This is a genomic window from Lacinutrix jangbogonensis (assembly GCF_000797445.1).
GTDB classification, from domain to species: Bacteria; Bacteroidota; Bacteroidia; order Flavobacteriales; family Flavobacteriaceae; genus Lacinutrix; species Lacinutrix jangbogonensis.
The window spans coordinates 32,870-50,146 of sequence record NZ_JSWF01000028.1; the positions used below are offsets into that span (position 1 = coordinate 32,870).

The window sequence follows — 17,277 nt, forward strand, 5'->3', positions numbered from 1 at the left end:
TATAGTCATAATAATAATCATATCTTTACGGTTAGATTTTATTATAATCTGAAAGCAGAATCTTTCAGTATAAAATAAAATATTATTAATCGTCTTCTGATGCTTAAACTAGTTGTCTCACGCATCTAAAGCATTCAGAATCAATATATCTACACATATGGCTTGCGCAAGTTGCACAACTAAAGACGGCTCACCAAAAGGCTGCAAAAACAATGGTACTTGTGGTACTGACAGTTGTAATAAACTAACCGTTTTCGATTGGTTAGCAAATATGTCTGTTCCTAACGGAGAAAAACCTTTCGATTTTGTCGAGGTTCGATTTAAAAACGGAAGAAAACACTATTATAAAAACACAGAAAATTTATCCTTATCTATTGGTGATATTGTCGCTACACAGGCGCAATCCGGTCACGATATTGGAATGGTAACTTTAACAGGTGAATTGGTTCGCGTACAAATGAAACGCAAAAAAATCAATGAAAAACCAGAAGATGTTTTAAAAATTTATAGAAAAGCGTCACAAAAAGATATTGATATTTGGAGCGAAGCGCGCGATAAAGAAGATCCCATGAAGGTTCGCGCAAGACAATTTGCTATAGATTTAAAACTTAAAATGAAGATTTCTGACATCGAATTTCAAGGCGATGCTAGTAAAGCAACATTTTATTACACAGCCGAAGAACGCGTAGATTTTAGAGATCTTATTAAAGTTTTTGCTCGCGAATTTAGAACGCGAATAGAAATGAAACAGGTAGGCTTTAGACAAGAAGCATCTAGACTTGGTGGTATTGGCTCTTGTGGTCGCGAATTATGTTGTTCTACTTGGTTAACAGATTTTAGATCTGTAAGTACTAGTGCTGCACGTTACCAGCAACTGTCATTAAATCCGCAAAAACTAGCAGGCCAATGTGGTAAGTTAAAATGCTGTTTAAATTACGAACTAGATTCGTACCAAGATGCCTTAAAAGCATTTCCAAAAACAGATACTAAATTATTCACAAAAAAAGGAACTGCAGTTTGCCAGAAAACAGATATTTTCCAAGGTCATATGTGGTATGCTTATGAAGGAGAATGGATGAACTGGCACAAAATAACTACAGATCAAGCCAGAGAAATTATTGAATTAAATAAGAATAATGAAAAAATTGCAAGCCTAGAAGAATACGCACTAGAGCTAGTAGAAGAGGTCGCTGTAGAATTCGAAAATGTTGTTGGTCAAGATAGTTTAACACGTTTCGATAGTCCAAAAGGTAATAAAAAACGTAGAAACAATAAGAACAATAATCGTAAAAAGAATACCAGTTCAAATAATACATCCAATAATTCAAAGAATAACACGAACAAAAACACAAATAATAAGCCTCAAAGCAGTCAACCAAACAAACCGAGGCCAAAACCGAGACCAAAGCCTCAAAATAGTTCTAAAAATAAGCCTCAAGGCAAAGCGAATGATGCAAAGTAAATTATTTTATTGTTTTTTATTATTGTGTTTATTTGTAATGTCTTGCGACTCTAAAAGCGTTTTCGATGATTACCAAACAGTGCCAGAAGTTTGGAATAAAGATAAAACAATAAGCTTTAAAGTAAGTCCTCCAGACTCTACTAAAGCCTATGATTTGTTTGTTAACTTGCGCAATACCACTGCTTACAAATACAGTAATTTGTTTTTAATTGTTGAGATGAATTTTCCTCACGGTAAAAGTATTGTAGATACCCTAGAATATAAAATGGCAAAACCAACTGGTGAATTTTTAGGCACAGGATTATCTAGTGTAAAAGACAACAAATTGTGGTATAAGGAAGGTGTCGTATTTGGTGAAACAGGAGAATATACAGTAAATATAAAACACGCCATGCGTGAGAATGGTGAAGTTAATGGTATCGCTAATTTGGAAGGCATAACAGATATTGGCTTTCGAATTGAAAAAACAGAATAAAATTAAATTGTATTTCCTGCAAGGTTCTTAAAATGGCGTAGGTTTATTTAAAAAATATATTGGTCAATGGCAAAGACAAAAAAACAAATAAGAAAGTACAGCAAGGCTTCGATAAATACGTTCGTTGGTTTTGGATGTTATTTTTAGGTGGCATAGGCGCAATTGCATTATTATTTCTATTAGCTTCTTGGAGTGTATTTGGGGATTTACCAGACCACACACAACTAGAAAATCCGGATACTAATTTAGCAACGGAAATTATTTCATCTGATGGAAAAACACTTGCTAAATTTTATTTTAATGATAATCGAACACCGGTTGGTTATGATGACTTACCAAAAAACTTAATAGATGCTTTAATAGCAACTGAAGATGCTCGTTTTCACGAGCACTCTGGTATAGATGGTAGAGGAACTTTAAGAGCTATTGTTTACCTTGGGTCTAAAGGTGGAGCCAGTACTATTTCGCAACAATTATCAAGGCAGTTATTTGTAGGTGTCGCCTCAACAAATATTATTGAAAGAATTATTCAGAAAGCTCAAGAGTGGGTAATAACTACAAAATTAGAACGCCAGTATACGAAAGAAGAGATTATCACTCAATATTTTAATATATACGATTTTGGTAATAATGGAGATGGTATTCGTTCAGCTTCAAATATTTATTTTGATAAAGAACCAAAAGACTTGAATGTTAAGGAATCTGCTATGCTCGTTGGGATGTTTAAAAATTCATCTTTATACAACCCTAGACGGAACCCTGTTGGTGTTAAAAACAGAAGAAATGTTGTGTTGTACCAAATGCATAAATACGGTTACATTTCTAAAGAAGAAAAAGATTCGCTTCAAAAAACAGCCTTAGATTTAAAATATTCGCCACAATCACATAGGGATGGAACTGCTACATATTTTAGAGAGTATTTAAGATCTTGGATGAAAAACTGGACTAACAATAAAGCGAATAGAAAGCCAGATGATACAAAATACAATATAAATAGTGATGGTTTAAAAGTCTATGTCACTTTAGATTCTCGTATGCAAAAATATGCAGAGTTGGCAGTCAGTAGACACATGCCAAGATTACAAGCAGAATTTTTTAACCAAAACACACCAAAAAGAAATCCTACTGCACCATTTTTAGATTTAGATATGTCTGAAATTGAAAAGTTAATGAAAAATGGTATGAGACGCGGAGAACGTTGGAGAATACTTAAAAAACAAGGAAAAAGCAATAAAGAAATTGAAGCTTCTTTTCAAGTGCCAACTAAAATGACCGTTTTTAAGTGGGTTGAAGGTAAAGCCAGTGAAGTAGACACTATAATGAAACCTATAGATTCTATGCGCTATTATAAGTCTTTCTTGCGCACAGGTATGATGAGTATGGATCCACAAACAGGACATGTAAAAGCTTGGGTTGGTGGTGTGAATTTTAGACATTTTCAGTACGATATGGTAAAACAAGGTAAACGACAAGTGGGTTCTACTTTTAAGCCTTTTGTTTACGCAACAGCAATAGACCAATTACATATGTCTCCGTGTGATAAATTACCACTATCTCAAATAACAATTGAAGCTAATAAATACGGTAATCCAGAACCATGGTCTCCAGGAAATGATGATGGCAATTATGGTGGAGACAAAACTCTTAAGGAAGCTTTAGCGGGATCAATAAACACAGTTACTGCACGTTTAATGGACAAAGTTGGGCCTCAACCTGTGGCAGATTTAGCAAGACGATTAGGGATTACTTCAAAAATACCAGAAGTGCCTTCAATAGCATTAGGAACACCAGATATTAGCGTGTATGAAATGGTTGGTGCGTATTCTGCCTTTGCAAATCAAGGTGTTTACACCAAACCAGTAATGATCGAGCGCATTGAAGACAAGAACGGAACCGTTTTATTTCAGTTCACACCAGAAACTAAAGACGTTTTGAGTGCAGAATCTGCGTACGTAACAGTTAAATTAATGGAAGGAGTTGTAGAATACGGTTCTGGCGCACGTTTACGTAGAACTTGGATGCCAAAAACAGGTGTTTATCCAGAAATTATAACAGGTTATCCTTACGAGTTTAAAAATCCAATAGCAGGAAAAACAGGAACTACACAAAATCAAAGTGACGGTTGGTTTATGGGAATGGTACCAAATTTAGTAACAGGCGTTTGGGTTGGTGCAGAAGACAGAGCATCTCATTTTAAAAGTGTCACTTATGGTCAAGGTGCTGCAATGGCTCTACCAATTTGGGGAATGTACATGAAGAGTTGTTACGAAGATGAAACATTAAAAGTATCTAAAGAAGATTTTCAGGAGCCCGAAAATTTATCTATAGAAGTAGATTGCGATAAATACCAAGCAGATAATCCAGATGGAGATGTCGATACACCAACGCAAGAAATTTCGGATGGTTTGGAATTGTAGCCTAAAGTTGTTACTTGTCATTCTGAGCGCAGCGAAGAATCTCATAAAGTTTAGTTTAAATAAACTTTAAAATATTTAGAAGCCATTCTTTAAAGAATGGCTTTTTTATTTCATAAATTTAAACCACAAATAAAAAATACAACAATGATTAACAAAAAAGTAAACTCGGTTAGCGAAGCTACAAAAGGCATAAGAGATAACATGACGTTTATGTTAGGTGGTTTTGGGCTTTCTGGAATTCCTGAAAATGCGATCGCTGCTTTGGTTAAAAGTGGAATAACAGGCCTAACTTGTATTTCTAATAATGCAGGAGTAGACGATTTTGGCTTAGGTTTATTATTACACCAAAAGCAAATTAAAAAAATGGTATCGTCTTACGTTGGTGAGAACGATGAGTTCGAAAGACAAATGCTTTCTGGAGAATTAGATGTCGAGTTGATACCTCAAGGTACTTTAGCCGAACGCTGTCGTGCTGCACAAGCAGGATTTCCAGCAATTTTCACACCAGCAGGTTATGGAACCGAAGTTGCCGAAGGTAAAGAAACAAGAGAATTCGATGGTAAAATGTATGTTTTAGAACATGCTTTTAAAGCCGATTTTGCCTTTGTAAAAGCTTGGAAAGGAGACGCAGCAGGAAACTTAGTATTTAAAGGAACAGCGAGAAATTTTAATCCGTGTATGGCTGGAGCAGCGAAAGTTACAGTTGCTGAGGTTGAAGAATTAGTGCCTGTTGGCGCATTAGACCCTAATCAAATTCATATTCCAGGTATTTTTGTACAACGTATTTTTCAAGGCGAAAAATATGAGAAGAGAATTGAACAGAGAACGGTTAGAACAAGAGAATAAAATTAGTACTGTCATTCCTGTAGAAGCAGGAATCCACAAATACTATTAATTTAAATAGATTCCTGCTTTCGTAGGAATGACAAAAAGAAAATATTATGCTTGACAAAACAGGAATAGCAAAACGCATTGCAAAAGAAGTACAAGATGGTTACTACGTAAACTTAGGAATTGGTATTCCAACATTAGTCGCAAATTATGTGCGCGATGATATTGAAGTAGAATTTCAAAGTGAAAATGGTGTCCTTGGTATGGGACCATTTCCTTTTGAAGGAGAAGAAGATGCAGATATAATAAATGCAGGAAAACAAACCATTACCACATTACCTGGAGCCAGTTTTTTTGATAGCGCAACCAGTTTCGCAATGATTCGAGGACAGCATGTAGATTTAACCATTTTGGGAGCTATGGAAGTATCAGAAAACGGAGACATTGCCAACTGGAAAATACCAGGAAAAATGGTAAAAGGAATGGGTGGAGCAATGGATTTAGTAGCAAGTGCAGAAAATATTATTGTTGCCATGATGCACACTAATAAAAGAGGTGAATCTAAAATACTTAAAAAATGCTCATTACCATTAACAGGAGTTGGCTGTGTTAAAAAAGTAGTTACCAATTTAGCTGTTTTAGAAGTGACAGATAAAGGTTTTAAACTTTTAGAACGTGCACCAGGAGTTTCGGTTGAAGAGATCCAAAAAGCAACGGAAGGCACTTTAATTATTGATGGTGATATTCCTGAAATGAGTCTATAAGTTATGGTAACTATCACTGCGTTTAAGAGCGATTTCAATTTCACTTTTACTTAAAATATAGAAACGAAATTAAAATAAACTTGTAAAATCAGGATGTAGTTAATCCTAAAAGTGTTCTTGCTACAATCCTTTTGGTATAGCATCTATTAATTTCTTTGTATACTCTTTCTTTGGTGAATTGTAAATAGCATCAGCATCATCTAATTCCTCTATTTTTCCTTTATGCATTACAAGTAATTGATCGCTCATGTATTTTACTACAGCAAGATCGTGTGAAATAAAGATGTAGGTAAAGCCAAAATTTTCTTTCAATTCATTTAGTAAATTCAATACTTGTGCTTGTACTGAGATATCTAGAGCAGAGACCGATTCGTCGCAAACAATTAATTTGGGTTGTAAAGCAATAGTTCTTGCAATACCTATACGTTGGCGTTGTCCTCCAGAAAACTCGTGCGGATACCTATTAAAATGTAAAGCCTCTAAACCTACGCGTTCTAAAATTTCGATAGCCTTTTCTTGTCTTTCAGAATCACTCGAAAATAGATTATGAACCTTCATAGGTTCTATTATTGCTTGTCCAACTGTTAATCTAGGGTTTAATGAAGAATAAGGATCTTGAAATATTATTTGTATGTCTTTTCTAAGAGCTTTTACTTCAGAAGAATTAAGTTTTGTAATGTCATTCCCTTTAAATAAGATAGTTCCAGCTGTTGGCCTATCTAAAAGCAAGATAGCGTTTCCAAGAGTAGATTTCCCACAGCCAGATTCTCCAACCAAACCTAAAGTTTCACCTTCATAGAGTTTAAAACTTACATTGTTAACTGCTTTGAAGTTTTCTGCTTTAGAAAATAATCCAGATTTAGAAATATATTCTTTTTCTAGATTAATAACTTCTAATAAAGGGGGCTTACTGTATATCTTTTTATGCTGAATCGCTCTCATTTTAGAAGTAATAATAGTGTCTTCAACGGCATCATTCATAACATCACTAATAGTTGGTAATCGTTTAAGCCTAGACGTTAACGATGGTCTAGAATTTATAAGGGCTTTAGTATAATCGTGTTTTGGAGCTTTAAAAATGGCTTCAACTGTATTTTGCTCCACAATATTACCTTTATACATAACCAGTACACGGTTTGCAATTTGCGAAATCAGCGATAAATCATGAGTAATAAAAATAACACTCATCTTAGTTTCTGTTTGCAACGCTTTTAATAAGTCAATAATATCGTTTTGTACAGTAACATCTAATGCAGTTGTTGGCTCGTCTGCAATTAAAATTTGAGGTTTACAAGCAATAGCCATGGCAATCATGACCCGTTGTTTTTGTCCACCAGAAATTTCATGAGGATAAGAGGAATACACACGCTGAGGTTCTGGTAGTTTTACTTTTTCAAAAAGTAAAAGTGTTTCAGCCTTAACTTCCTTTCTAGATAATTTAGTATGCTGAAACAGTATTTCTTCCACTTGCTTGCCGCAAATGGTAGATGGATTTAAAGAACTCATAGGTTCTTGAAAAACCATAGCTATTTTCTGTCCTCTTATATTTTGAAAGGCTTTAGAAGATAATTTAGTTAAATCATCGTTTTCAAAAATAATACTACCCGATGTTATTTTTGATATTTTTTTAGGAAGCAAGCCTAAAATTGCTAATGATGATACCGATTTTCCAGAACCAGATTCTCCAACAATACCAAGTATTTCATTGGTGTTTAAATGATAGGAAATATTATGAATGATTTCGTTATCCTTTCCGTTGGAAGAAAAAGAAATGGAAAGCTCTTCTATTGCTAATAAATGACACATGTTTGTAAATGTAGGAATTATAGTCGAAAAAATTACGGTAAATACCGTACTCTAAATTGAAAATCGAAAATTAAATTGTATTTCATCGAATAAAGGAAACGCTTAATGGGTTTTTGGCAAAAATTTAATACTTTTACTGTTGATTTAATAAAACAACCATTAACATTTTAAACAATTAATATGAAAAGAATCATTACACTATCAATTTTATGTTTTCTACTTTCTTTTAATCTTTTTGCACAAAAGGAAAGAGATTGTGCCTCTATGGAAAACTTAGAGTACCGAAAACTACAAGATCCAGGCTTAATGCAAAGAATGCAGCAAATAGAAACGCAAACAGCAAATGCAATTCAGCAAATGCAGTTCAACAAAATAGAAGGTAGCATAATTACTATTCCAGTTGTAGTGCATGTTATTTATAGCAATTCTAATGAAAACATTAGCGATGCTCAAATTTTATCGCAAATACAAGTTTTAAATGATGACTTTAGAAGGTTAAATTCTGATGCAGATAATGCTTGGTCTCAAGCTGCAGATACAGAAATTCAATTTTGTATGTCAACAGTAGATCCTAGTGGAAATGGAACTAATGGTATTACAAGAAAATCTTCTACAAGAACATCTTGGGGAACTAACGATGATATGAAGAAAGCCTCACAAGGAGGAGTAAATCCTTGGGATGCTTCTCAATACCTTAATATGTGGGTTTGTAATATTGGAGGCGGAATTCTTGGATATGCACAATTTCCGGGAGGAAGTGCTTCCACAGATGGTGTTGTAATGGGACCAAATTATTTTGGAAGTAAGAATCTTGGTTCTGGCTTTTATCTGTCTTCACCTTTCGATGAAGGTAGAACAACAACACATGAAGTAGGACACTTTTTAAACCTTCGTCATATTTGGGGAGATTCTAATTGTGGGAATGATTTTGTTAGTGACACACCAACACATCAAACATCTAATGGAGGTTGTCCAATAGGACAAGTTTCTTGCAGTTCTACAGATATGGTTCAAAATTATATGGATTATACAAACGATTCGTGTATGAATTTATTCACGCAAGGACAAACAGATAGAATGAGAGCTGTGCTTAATGCTGGTGGAGTAAGAAGAGATTTAGCATTATCTGATAAATGTGGTGGCGGAAACCCTCCAACTCCAACATGTTCAGATGGTATTCAAAATGGAGACGAAACAGGAGTAGATTGTGGAGGTTCATCTTGTGCACCTTGTCAAACAGCTTGTTCCGAAAATCAAATAAATGTATCTGTCACATTTGATAACTACCCAGAAGAAACGGCTTGGACACTTACAAATGCAAGTGGAACTGCAGTGGCTTCAGGAACTTATTCTACTGCAAATGCAGATGGTTCTACTGTAATTGAAACACTTTGTGTTCCTGATGGCTGTTACGACTTTGTAATTACTGATGTTTATGGAGATGGTATTTGCTGTTCTTATGGTAACGGTTCTTATACTGTAACTGGTACTTCTGGCACCTTAGTTTCTGGAGGGACATTTACAAATTCAGATACTACTAACTTTTGCTTAGGAAGTCCAGTACCAACATGTACAGATGGTATTCAAAACGGAGATGAGACAGGAGTAGATTGTGGAGGTTCAACTTGCGCACCTTGTGTAATACCACCAACATGTACAGATGGTATTCAAAACGGAGATGAGACAGGAGTAGATTGTGGAGGTTCAACTTGCGCACCTTGTGTAATACCGCCAACATGTACAGATGGTATTCAAAACGGAGATGAGACAGGAGTGGATTGTGGAGGTTCATTTTGTGTACCTTGTCAAACAGGATGCTCAGATAACGAAATAAATGTATCTGTTACATTTGACAACTACCCAGAAGAAACGGCTTGGACACTTACAAATACAAGTGGAGCAACAGTAGCTTCAGGAACTTATTCTACTGCGAATGCAGATGGTTCTACAGTAACTGAAACACTTTGTGTTCCCGATGACTGTTACAACTTTGTAATTACTGATGTTTATGGAGATGGTATTTGCTGTTCTTATGGAAACGGTTCTTTTACAGTAACTGGCACTTCGGGTATACTAGCTTCTGGAGGGACATTTACAAGTTCGGATACTACTAATTTCTGCTTAGGAGGAAGTCCAGCACCAACCTGTACAGATGGTATCCAAAACGGAGATGAAACAGGAGTAGATTGTGGAGGTTCAACTTGTGCACCATGTGTAATACCACCAACATGTGCAGATGGTATTCAAAATGGAGATGAGACAGGAGTAGATTGTGGAGGTTCTTCTTGTGCACCATGTGAAACAGGCGGATCTACAGTTTTAAATGAAGGGTATTTTGAAACAGGTCTTGATGGATGGACCGATGGTGGAAGCGATTGTTTCCGTTACTCTGGAACGAGATCTTACGAAGGAACACGTTCTATGAGATTAAGAGACAACTCTGGAACAGGTTCCTCTATGACATCACCTGTATTGAATTTAACAGGATTTGATCAAGTAGAGATGACATTCTATTTCTATGCCTATAGTATGGAAAACGGAGAAGATTTCTGGGTGCGTTTCTACAATGGATCTTCTTACACTACTGTTGAAACTTATGCTAGAGGTACCAATTTTGATAATAACACCTTCTATTCTGCTACAGTTACATTAAGCGCTGCAGATTATAACTTTGCTTCAAATTCAAGAATTAGAATTCAATGTGATGCTAGTGGTAATAATGATCATGTTTATGTAGATCAAGTAATAATCACTGGATTAAATGGAACAACAGCAAGTGCAATAGATAATGCTATTAGAACATTAGATACTCTTGATACAGGAAACGGTTTGGATGAACAGTTTACTATCTATCCAAACCCAGTAAAAGGAAATACACTATTTGTTAAACCTTTAGAATTAGAAGGTAACGAGTATAGAATCATTAATATAATTGGTCAAACCGTTATTAAAGGTAATCTTACTAAACAAATTAATGTAAGTGAGCTTAAATCTGGTATGTACTTTATAGAAGTTAATGAAGGTGAAGAGACAATCACCAAGAAATTTATTAAAGAATAATATCTACAGGTTTTTAAACTAACAACCGTTATTTTTAAAAGTCCCAGCGCAAGTTGGGACTTTTTTCTGTTTTATTTTCGGCAAATTTTTGCCAGTAAAAGGCAAAAAACAGGCTATCACTACTCAATCTTTTTGTACCAAAAAGGATTTCAAACATGCCGTTCTATCCTTTTCGCGAGAGGTGAGTTCTTAAAACGGGATCAATACTTTTATTAGGTAGGCAATTAGTGTGATTAGTAATCCAATGTAAAAGATGTGTTTTGTAATGAAGAAATCAAGATATTATATGTACGAGGAGCTTCTAAATCAATTAATTATAAACGATAGTTATTGTTTTTCTGCTTTTACTCCTTTTATCAAAAGCCATAAAATCGTTGAGAATTCTCCTATGGCTAAAGGGATCATTATAATTGCAGAAATAGATTCTTTATATTCGGGGAAAAGAATTGAACTAAAACTATCTATGAGATAAGCAAAACAACCAATAGTTAAGAATATACCAATGATTTTCGGAATGAATTTAGATTTGATAATAAGCATTCCAAATGGGAACAGCCAAAGTCCCCAAAAGATTCCAACAACAGCAATTCCGAATTCGTACAAATTAAGAAAGACTAAAGCCAAAGAGTTCAGTTGGCTCGTTTCGAAAACTTCTAAAAATTCAGCCCCACCAACAAACATTTGAGCAGCAACAAGATTGAGTATATTAAGGAAAGATATTGGCACCCCAACCAAAACAAAAGTCACCATGTACTTTGTTAATTTTAGATTTATATCTTTGAATAATCGACTTAAAGTTAAGACTAAAAAGATTGTTAAAGCCTGACTTATTAAGTTGCTTATAATACTTAAACTATAAATAAATTCCGAATTTATTAAATTGCTAGCAGTAGCTGTAGCATCCCTAGAAACAATTATACTTGGAGCATACATAATTCCAAATCCTCCAGTTATAGCAATAATTAAATATAAAATACCTGCTATTCTAGCGTTTTTCTTTTTTGAATTCATTTTTAGAGTTTATTTAAAACACGATTGAAAGGATGATTTGTTACAATTCTTGATAATTTTATTTTCAAATAACTGTAGCTAAAGTGTTCTTTTATATTTTGTAATGAAGAGCTAAAAATAGCGTTAAAGAGGATACAGAAACCTAGTAAGCAAAATTCAATTTTTAATAGCTTTATAGATTCGTTAGCTTTTGTTCCTCCTTTAAAGATTAAATATGTATAATCTCATCATTTTCCAAAATAGATTCACCACGTAACCTCAAGAAAATTTGAGCCACAGCAATCGTGTCTTTTTCACAATAGGTGATTATTCGGTCTATGTCGTTGTCTTTATAATACGTTTTGTAAACTTCGCTACCATCGATATCGTCTTTTGGAGATGGAATACCTAAAACGTTAGTCATCAATTTTAAAGAGGTATAAGTTTTATAATCTCCAAATTTCCACAATTCTAAAGTGTCAAGGTGCGCTACTTCCCAGGGTTTTTTGCCGAAGAGATTCAGTTTGTATGGTAATTCTATGTTATGAATAATCATACGTCTCGCTATGTATGGAAAATCGAATTCTTTCCCATTATGTGCGCATAGCAAATGTTTGGTTTGACTAAAATGAGAAATCAATAAGTTTTTAAAATCTCTTAAAAGCGTTGGTTCTTCGCCAGAAAATGATGTGGTGCGAAACAAACGCGTGTCGCCTTGATTAGTAAAATACCCAACCGAAATACAGATGATTTTACCAAATTCTGCCCAAATACCAGCACGATCATAAAACGCCTCAGCAGAAAACTCTTCCTTTCTTTGGTAGCGCGATTTCGCTTCCCAAAGTTCTTGTTTGGTTTTATCTAGTTCATTAAAATGTTCTGTTTCCGGAACAGTCTCTATATCTAAAAATAATATATTTTCTAAGTTAATTTTTGAAATCATAACGCATGTAATGGTATTTAACTTGAAGTCTGTTTTTGAGCTCTAATTGGTTCTTTTTCTCAAATTCTTTAGACTTTTCTATGGTGTCTAATTTGTTCCTTTTGTCATTTGTTTTTTCATTTGAAATTATTGTCAATGTTTTAAAGATAGAAAATGAAAAAGAGAGTTCAAAACTTATTCTTAAATAATACAATTTCAAAACAAATCAAATGGTAGGTAAAAATGATGCTGAGTTGTTTTATATAAACAGGAACTCATTAAAAATCAATTGTAACACCTATTTATTTGTTATATTAGGGACTTAAGTAAATTAAAACATGATTAAAAACCTACTAAAAACTGCTAGTGTAGTGCTACTTTCTGCTATACTTTTTTCTTGTTCTGATGATAATAATCCAGTGACTGATGACGACTACGTTCCAATTTTAGTTTCACCTGTTGTATTAGATGTAGATGCTTTTCCGTTTAATACACTTTCTGAATACAACTTTTTTGAAGGTGAAATGAAAGCACAAGAACCTGTATTAGGCGTTATTCCCTATGAACCAATTTCTATCTTATTTACAGACTACGCTAAAAAGAAACGTTTCGTTTGGATGCCAAGCGATATGCAAGCAACTTTTGCTGCAGATAATGAACTTATTGATTTTCCTGTAGGAACAATTCTAATCAAAACATTTTATTACAACAATGTACAGCCAGATAACAAGACTCGTATTATTGAAACACGCTTGATGTTAAAGAAAGTAGACGATTGGAAATTTGCAGATTATGTTTGGAATGACGATCAAACAGAGGCTACCTTTAGTTTGGAAGGTTCATTTACCAATGTAAACTTTCTAGAAAATGGAGTTCCCAAAAGTACGAACTACAGAATCCCATCAGATGTAGAATGTTTTACTTGTCATAAAAGCCAAACCAATTCAATTCCTATTGGTGTAAAACCACAAAACTTGAATAGCACATACACGTATGCAGATGGTTCTCAAAATCAATTACAAAAACTTATTAATGAAGGTTATTTAGAAGATAATTTACCAACAACAATTAACACAGTCGTAAATTGGAGTGACGAAACACAACCGATCGACTTACGAGTGCGTTCGTATATTGACATTAATTGTGCACATTGTCATTCGGAACTATCACATTGTGATTATAGACCTGTTCGCTTTGCGTTTAGTGAATCTGCAGACGAAACAAACTTAGGTATTTGTGTTGAGCCAGATACTGCAATTACTGGGATGACAAATATTGTAACACCTTCTTTAAAAGAACGCTCAGTCATGTATTATCGATTGAATACAGCTGCTGAAGAATTTAGAATGCCCTTACTTGGTAGAAGTATTATCCATGAAGAAGCTGTTGCGCTTATTGGCCAATGGATTGATGGATTAACGACTGAATGCGAATAACTAAACTAACACTATGAATTCGTTTTGTATTTATAGAATAAAACTAAAAACCAACCTATGAAAAATATTACCTTACTAATAAGTTTAATTGCTTCTTGCTTTTTTGCAGCTGCGCAAACTACGGTTGACTGTTCTGTTGGACTTGTAAATACCACGTATTGTTATGTAAACGACGATACTACTAGTTTTGTTTTTGTAAGTTCGGATGGATCAGATTTACAAGTGACGTTCAACGCTGGACAAGTAGAAAACACATGGGATGAACTCATTGTTTTAGATACTAATGGAAGCGAATTATACAACGGATACGGAAATAGTGGAGACTTAACAGGCCTTACCTTTCAGTCTAATGGAGATACAATTACGGTTTCTATCAGTTCAGATGTAACCATTAATTGTAATTCTAATAATTATACGCAATGGGATTTTGATGTAAACTGTTCAACCTGCACCAATGCCACAGCAACTTATGCTGTAGTAAATGATTGTGATGCCAGTGGCGGTTTCTTATTGAATGTAGATGTTTCTAATATTGGTTCAGCTACATCACTAACAATTTCTGACAATCAATCAAGTCCTACACAAGCTTTAAATGCTACCGGAATACTTCAATTTGGACCGTATACAAATGCTACAGACGTTGTTATTTCTATCCAAAATGATCAAGATGTAAACTGTAATATAAACAGTAGTGCCCTTACGCAAAGTAATTGTCCACCGCCAGGACCAGTTGGTGTAACATGTGGTTCGGGATCATCTACGTTTATCTTTACAGAAGAGTTTGGCACTGTTTCTGGATGGACAGGAGATATAAACGATGGCAACGGTAGTTGGGAAATTCCTAACGCTTCTGGATCAGCAGATACTGGCCCAGATACGGCATTTAGTGGTGCAAATTTTATGAATTTTGAAGCTTCTGGAGATACAACAGCTACTGGTTCTGCAGTAAGTCCGGCAATAGACTTATCAACAGCAACAGATGGTGCTGAACTTTCGTTCTATATGCACGCATATGGAGCCGATATGGGAACTTTAAATGTAAAAGTTGGAACGTCTGCTTCAGGGCCTTTTACAACAGTGTTTTCACAAACAGGAGAATTACAAACAAGCGGAGCAGAAGCTTGGATTCCTGTTGGTGTCAATTTAGATGCGTATGTGGGACAAGTAATTTACTTAGAATTTAGCCATACAGGAACAGGAACAGGTTTTGAAGGCGATATGTCTATTGATTATCTGCGTATAGAAACCTGCGGATCGTTTTGTATTGCGCCTTCAAGTATAGCTACTTCTGCAATCACACAAAGCTCAGCAACCATTTCTTGGACAGCAAATAATGGAGAAACTGCTTGGGAATATGTCTTACAACCTACAGGAACAGGAATTCCAACAGGTACAGGAACTGCTGCAAGCTCAACAAACATAAATGTAAATACACTAAACCCAGGAACAAGTTACGAAGTATACATATTAGCACTTTGTGGAATGGATTCTAGTATTTGGGGCGGACCATTAACATTTACAACATTAGCGCCTCCAGCTCCAGCAGTCTTTACAACATCAACTGTTTCTACTGCGGGAACGCAAAGAGCTTCAGTTGATATGAATGGCGATTTTTTAGATGACGTAGTTTCTATTGGAAGTACAAATGTAAATATTTTCTATCAGCAAACAGTTGGCGGTTTGAGTGCAACAGCAACAAATATTACAACAACGAATGCAGACAATTCGCCTTCATGGAGTTTGGCTGCTGCCGATTTTGATAGAAATGGATTTACCGATTTATTATACGGTGGAGGAAACGGTGTTACGTTCATGAGAGCGAACGCAACAGGAACAGGATTTACTGAAATTTCAGGATCAGAATATGTATTCTCGCAACGTTCAAACTTTGTTGATTTAAACCAAGATGGACACTTAGATGCTTTTGTATGTCATGATGTAGACCCGAATGTATATTACTTGAATGATGGCAGTGGAAACCTTGTATTTAACCAAGGTGGACTTGGAGATATTGCTGGTGGTGGAAATTATGGCTCTATCTGGATTGATTATGATAACGATAGAGATATGGATATGTTTATTGCGAAATGTCGTGGAGGTTCTAGTACAATTAATATCAATGAGCTACACGAAAATGATGGTACTGGAACTTTTACAGACGTGTCTACTGCTTCAGGTTTAGCCGACCCATTACAAACGTGGTCTTCTGCTTGGGGAGATTTTGATAATGATGGCAATATGGACGTTTTTGTAGGTGCAAGTTCTACGGCTGACGGAACGCACAAACTTATGCGAAATAATGGAAACAGTACATTTACAGATGTAACTACTGCATCTGGAATTTTACCAAACTTAACAAACTTAGGAATTGAAAACGCAACGTACGATTTTGATAATGATGGGAATTTGGACATTGCTTCTAACGGAAGTATTTTATTTGGAAATGGTGACTTAACTTTTACAGTATATGACAATGTATTAGCTGGTAATAATGGTTCTTTTGGTGATCTAAATAATGATGGATTCATAGATGCGATTTCAGGAACTACATTATACACAAACACAACCAATAGTAACAATTGGGTAAAAATTACCACCACAGGAGTTGCGAGTAATATCAACGGAATTGGTGCTAGAGTAGAAGTGCATACAGCTTCTGGAATTCAAATTCGTGATGTACGTAGTGGAGAAGGATTTCGCTTTATGAGTACATTAAATTCACATTTTGGAATAGGCACTGATACTGCAATAACAAATATTATTATTTACTGGCCCTCTGGAAATATGGATAATATTCCAAACCCATCAATCAATACACATCATGTAATTATTGAAGGACAAAGTTTAGGAGTTACAGATGAAACCTTGGAAAGTATTGCTATTCATCCAAATCCTGTTGGAAAAGTGATACATATTAACAGCCCTATAAATTTGGTTGGTAAAATTGCTACAATCTTCAATATTGAAGGCAAACGCGTGTTGAATCTAAAATTAGAAGAACATGCGATTGACGTTACAACTTTAGGACAAGGAAATTATATTTTGCGTATAGAATCTAACGGAAAAGTGCACACACAGAAATTTATCAAACGATAAAAGAAAAATGCTTAAAAA

At 34.9% G+C, this 17,277-nt stretch carries 12 protein-coding genes; 8 read left to right on the top strand and 4 right to left on the bottom strand.

Going from position 1 to position 17,277, the window contains the following annotated elements:
• Nucleotides 1-157 precede the first annotated feature (157 nt).
• The 5 genes from RH82_RS09165 (at nt 158) to RH82_RS09185 (ending at nt 5,949) form a co-directional block, all read left to right on the top strand.
• On the top strand, nt 158-1,462 hold the full coding sequence (locus RH82_RS09165; protein ID WP_034060099.1) for a PSP1 domain-containing protein: 1,305 nt from the start codon (nt 158-160) through the stop codon (nt 1,460-1,462).
• The gene (locus RH82_RS09170) at nt 1,452-1,937 is read left to right on the top strand and encodes a gliding motility lipoprotein GldH (RefSeq protein WP_034060552.1); all 486 of its coding nucleotides are present in this window, start codon (nt 1,452-1,454) and stop codon (nt 1,935-1,937) included. Before RH82_RS09165 ends, RH82_RS09170 begins: the two co-directional genes overlap by 11 nt.
• 59 nt (nt 1,938-1,996) lie before the next feature.
• Nucleotides 1,997-4,354: a penicillin-binding protein 1A gene (locus RH82_RS09175; RefSeq protein ID WP_034060102.1), complete on the top strand. Its 2,358-nt coding sequence runs from the start codon at nt 1,997-1,999 to the stop codon at nt 4,352-4,354.
• Nucleotides 4,355-4,498: 144 nt separating this feature from the next.
• Nucleotides 4,499-5,200: a CoA transferase subunit A gene (locus tag RH82_RS09180; RefSeq protein WP_034060554.1), complete on the top strand. Its 702-nt coding sequence runs from the start codon at nt 4,499-4,501 to the stop codon at nt 5,198-5,200.
• A gap of 95 nt (nt 5,201-5,295) precedes the next feature.
• A complete protein-coding gene (locus RH82_RS09185) occupies nt 5,296-5,949 on the top strand; it encodes a CoA transferase subunit B (protein ID WP_034060105.1) in 654 nt (217 codons plus the stop codon).
• Between the two features lie 120 nt (nt 5,950-6,069).
• Here the strand turns inward: RH82_RS09185 and RH82_RS09190 are convergent, their stop codons facing one another.
• Nucleotides 6,070-7,755 carry an ABC transporter ATP-binding protein gene (locus RH82_RS09190; RefSeq protein ID WP_034060108.1) on the bottom strand — a complete coding sequence of 562 codons (1,686 nt, stop codon included), beginning with the start codon at nt 7,753-7,755 and terminating at the stop codon, nt 6,070-6,072.
• A gap of 180 nt (nt 7,756-7,935) precedes the next feature.
• Between RH82_RS09190 and RH82_RS18175 the strand changes: the two genes are divergently transcribed.
• Complete coding sequence (locus RH82_RS18175; RefSeq protein ID WP_081979230.1) at nt 7,936-10,815, top strand: M43 family zinc metalloprotease; 2,880 nt, start codon at nt 7,936-7,938, stop codon at nt 10,813-10,815.
• A 327-nt stretch (nt 10,816-11,142) separates the two neighbouring features.
• Here the strand turns inward: RH82_RS18175 and RH82_RS09205 are convergent, their stop codons facing one another.
• The 3 genes from RH82_RS09205 to RH82_RS18570 all read right to left on the bottom strand — a co-directional run bounded on the left by RH82_RS09205 (nt 11,143) and on the right by RH82_RS18570 (nt 12,884).
• A complete protein-coding gene (locus RH82_RS09205) occupies nt 11,143-11,826 on the bottom strand; it encodes a DUF4386 domain-containing protein (protein WP_034060110.1) in 684 nt (227 codons plus the stop codon).
• A 208-nt stretch (nt 11,827-12,034) separates the two neighbouring features.
• A complete protein-coding gene (locus RH82_RS09210; protein ID WP_034060111.1) occupies nt 12,035-12,748 on the bottom strand; it encodes a 3'-5' exonuclease in 714 nt (237 codons plus the stop codon).
• Nucleotides 12,732-12,884: a hypothetical protein gene (locus RH82_RS18570; protein WP_162182454.1), complete on the bottom strand. Its 153-nt coding sequence runs from the start codon at nt 12,882-12,884 to the stop codon at nt 12,732-12,734. Before RH82_RS18570 ends, RH82_RS09210 begins: the two co-directional genes overlap by 17 nt.
• Before the next feature lie 181 nt (nt 12,885-13,065).
• Here RH82_RS18570 and RH82_RS09215 point away from each other — a divergent pair, with 181 nt between their 5' ends.
• Both RH82_RS09215 and RH82_RS17825 read left to right on the top strand, forming a co-directional pair.
• Complete coding sequence (locus RH82_RS09215) at nt 13,066-14,163, top strand: hypothetical protein (protein ID WP_034060112.1); 1,098 nt, start codon at nt 13,066-13,068, stop codon at nt 14,161-14,163.
• 57 nt (nt 14,164-14,220) lie between these two features.
• Nucleotides 14,221-17,259 carry an FG-GAP-like repeat-containing protein gene (locus RH82_RS17825; RefSeq protein ID WP_052158284.1) on the top strand — a complete coding sequence of 1,013 codons (3,039 nt, stop codon included), beginning with the start codon at nt 14,221-14,223 and terminating at the stop codon, nt 17,257-17,259.
• Nucleotides 17,260-17,277: the final 18 nt, after the last annotated feature.